Source organism: Candidatus Jordarchaeum sp. (genome assembly GCF_052745115.1).
On record NZ_JBRAKS010000389.1, the window covers coordinates 1 to 3,439 of the forward strand.

At 42.3% G+C, this 3,439-nt stretch carries 4 protein-coding genes; 1 reads left to right on the forward strand and 3 read right to left on the reverse strand.

All coding sequences use genetic code 11. The features are described from left to right. The first annotated feature begins 193 nt into the window (after positions 1-193). Complete coding sequence (locus ACUVXA_RS18330) at positions 194-529, forward strand: hypothetical protein (protein WP_445872733.1); 336 nt, start codon at positions 194-196, stop codon at positions 527-529. 17 nt (positions 530-546) lie between these two features. On the opposite strand, the gene ACUVXA_RS18335 is transcribed toward ACUVXA_RS18330, so the two are convergent. From ACUVXA_RS18335 to thsB, 3 genes are all read right to left on the reverse strand, one after another. Then, on the reverse strand, positions 547-1,086 hold the full coding sequence (locus tag ACUVXA_RS18335; protein ID WP_445872734.1) for a GNAT family N-acetyltransferase: 540 nt from the start codon (positions 1,084-1,086) through the stop codon (positions 547-549). Positions 1,087-1,119: 33 nt separating this feature from the next. Further along, complete coding sequence (locus ACUVXA_RS18340) at positions 1,120-1,386, reverse strand: DNA-directed RNA polymerase subunit K (RefSeq protein WP_445872735.1); 267 nt, start codon at positions 1,384-1,386, stop codon at positions 1,120-1,122. Positions 1,387-1,479: 93 nt separating this feature from the next. Next, positions 1,480-3,132 (reverse strand): thermosome subunit beta, encoded by a 1,653-nt coding sequence (thsB, locus tag ACUVXA_RS18345; RefSeq protein ID WP_445872736.1) that lies wholly within the window; start codon positions 3,130-3,132, stop codon positions 1,480-1,482. Positions 3,133-3,439: the final 307 nt, after the last annotated feature.

Consider the following 3,439-nt stretch of genomic DNA (forward strand, 5'->3'; position numbering starts at 1 on the left):
AGGACATCCTACCAATTAACAGCAAGGGGTGACAAATGTCCCTAACTTCTACAAGTGGAACTGTTTTAGTTTGTTTGTTTGTCTGACTGCTACATTTTAATTATTTATTATTTAAATAATTTCTCTGTAATAATTCGATTAGAATCAAAAAATTCAAAAAATAAGTATTTAGTTTGAATATATGGGTGATGGTATGTCTAAATTGGATCAATGGATGCGATATTACAGGGAACATGCAGAAGGTGCATTAAGGGTTGAGAACTATGTCAAGGCTGCTGACTACTTCTCTTTAGCCTCATTCACCTCGATTATCAGTGATGATATTCCTCAAGCAAAATATTTCGCGGATGAGGCTCTAAATGCCTGTAAATTGGGAAATTTAGGAGATAAGCATTTGGAATTGGCGAAAACAGCAAAGGCTCTTTCCTCTGGAAACAGGGAGGAAGCTGAGAAGCGTTGGCAGAAAATAGCTGAAGAATTACAGGCCGAGATAATAAATCTATATGAGGGCGCCCTCAGAAAAATATAACATAAAAGTCAAATTTTTTAATTGTCAAGTATTAGTTCCATTAATACTTCGTCTTTGTACTCCTCTTCCATTTTAAACTGGCGTCTTCTTACACCTATTATCTGGAAATTATGTTTTTTGTAAAGTCTTATTGCACTTAGGTTAGTGTTAAACGTGCTCAAACAAATTTTTTCAAAACCTTTTTCGCGCGCCCTAATAATAGCTTCTTTTATCATAGCGCTTCCCACTCCTCTCCCCCTATGCTCGACGTTAACCATTATACCGAGATTACCTACGTGTGCCGCAGCATCCCACTCGTCGCGTTCAACTAGACAGTGCCCCACAACTTTTTTCTCAATCTCAGCTACTAAAATAACGCTTCCTACGCTTTTATGGTGAGAAAACCAAGATAATCTCTCAAACTCTCCATCATCAACAAAAAGTACAGGAATCCACTTTTTCTCCTCAGTAACTGAACGGAAAATTCTCCATATATCCACTAAATCCTTTGGAGTAGCCTCACGAATCCTAACAGCTGAACCATCCTTAAGAGGGTGAACACTCGTCGTTTCATACACCGCCAATTAAAAATAAAAAGAGATGCAGGAAAACTAATCTCTCTGCAGAAGCATTCTTAGGGGAATATCTTGAAACTGGCCATTAGGCAGAGTGCGGCGGATAACTAATGGTAGTATACCCGCTTCCAATTCAGCGGTAGCGATAACGATGGAGTCTGTCAATTTGTGAATGTCAATCAATATCGGCGCCCCCATGGTAATCTGTAAGGCCCTGGTACTTATGATTCTTGACTTTTCATACTTGGTGAGTCTAGGCGGTCCGATTCTGATTTCTATTTGCTCTATAATAGGAGCCCCCACATCATTAATGAAATAAAAGGGAGTGAAATGCAGTGTACACTGAATAATCGTTTTCCCTTTTAAGTCTTTTCTGTGTTTTAGGGCTAAACAGTCCTAGTCTTCGCCAAACTCGCCTTCCTCACCGCCACCCGGGGGTGCGCCGGGACCTCCGCCCAAACCTTTGCTGGATGCGGCGATGACATCGTCTATCTTAAGAATCATCTGGGCTGCTTCACTCGCAGACTTAATTGCCTGCCTCTTAACCGCCGCGGGTTCCCAAACGTTCATCTTGGTCATGTCCTGAATCTTACCAGTATAAACATCGACACCGTACACGTAGTCCTCAGGTTTAACATGTTTCGCCCTTAACTCAACCAGAATATCTAACTGATCTAGACCCGCGTTCTCAGATAGAGTTTTCGGAACCACTTCCATAGCCTCAGCGAACTGTTTCACAGCAAGTTGCTCACGACCACTTAGAGTATCCGCATACTCCTTCAGTCTCTTTGCCACCTCCATCTCGGGAGCACCGCCACCAGGAACAACCTTACCATCTTCAATTACATCGCGAACCACAGACAAGGCGTCGTGGAGGGCTCGCTCCGCCTCATCCACAATTAGTTCAGTGCCGCCTCGAACTAGGATGCTAACTGACTTGGGATTCTTGCAACCCTCGATAAACACCATATCATCGTCACCAATCTTCTTTCCATAGACCACTTCAGCCTTACCTAGATCCTCAGCAGTAAAGTCCTCAATGTTAGTAATTATTTCTCCGCCAGTGGCTCTAGCCAGCTTCTCCATGTCCGACTTCTTAATACGTCTAACCGCAAGAATACCCGCCTTAGCAAGATAGTGCTGAGCAATATCATCAATGCCCTTCTGAAGGAGAACCACATTAGCTCCAACGCTGATAACCTTGTCCGTCATATTTCTGATCATTCTTTCCTCTTGGTCGAGAAAGGCTTTCATCTGCTCTGGATTTGTGATATTAATTTTAGCATCGAACTCTGTTTTCTCAATCTCCAGTGGAGTAGACAACAGCGCAATCTTTGCCTTCTCCACTCTTTTAGGCATACCGGGGTGGACAATCTCTTTATCCAGAATAATACCATTGACCAACAATGTGCTCTCTAAGCTTTCTCCTTCCTTCTTATCAACCTTAACATTGTCAATATCTGCGGTCCACTTACCATCAACCTGTTCTGCAACCATCCTCACTGCTTTAACAGCAATATCAGCAAGATATTCACGAGAACCTGCAACCACCTTACTACTCATAGAAATTACTGCAACTTTTTTCAACATATCCTCGTCATCAACCGAAGTCTCAGTCGAAATCTCATCGATAACTTGTAAAGCCTTCTCAGTAGCTTTTCGATAGCCCTCAATAATAACAGTTGGGTGTATATCTTGATCTAACAAAATTTCTGCGTTTTTAAGAAGCTCACCGCCAAGCACTACAGCTGTCGTGGTTCCATCTCCGACCTCGTCGTCCTGGGTTTTTGCTATGTTTACCATCATTTTTGCAGCGGGGTGCTGCACGTCAATTTCTTTTAGAATTGTTGCTCCATCATTTGTTATAACCACGTCGCCGAAGCTGTCTACAAGCATTTTGTCCATGCCTAATGGGCCCAGGGAAGTTCTAACTGCCTCTGCTATTACTTTGGCTGCCATAATATTTGTTCTTTGAGCGTCACGACCCATGGTCCTTTCTGAACCTTCTTTTAATATTAATACAGGAGTGCCGCCTAACTGTGCTGACATGTTTTTTCCTCCTCTGTTTTTTGTTATTTTGCGTTAGAATTATTTGGTTTTTGTTGCGGGACAGTGTTATAGCACTTCTATATAAATTTTACGATAATTGCCAGTGAGAAGGCGCCTTAAGTATGTGGGTTGTTGGGATAGTTCGAAAAGAATAATTGTACTCGAAACCATCCCAACGGTGGTGAAGCCCACATGTCAAAACTCGTTTTTGAAGCATTTAAATTTAACGAACAATTAGAAATTCTCACCACACCCCTAGAAGCAGATTACCGGCTAAGAGGAAAAATAGAGCCCGGACTACCCGGAA

Bases quoted from the DNA above. Each gene is read 5' to 3' on its own strand.
- thsB (WP_445872736.1), bottom strand. From the start codon at position 3,132: ATGTCAGCACAGTTAGGCGGCACTCCTGTATTAATATTAAAAGAAGGT.
- ACUVXA_RS18330 (WP_445872733.1), top strand. From the start codon at position 194: ATGTCTAAATTGGATCAATGGATGCGATATTACAGGGAACATGCAGAA.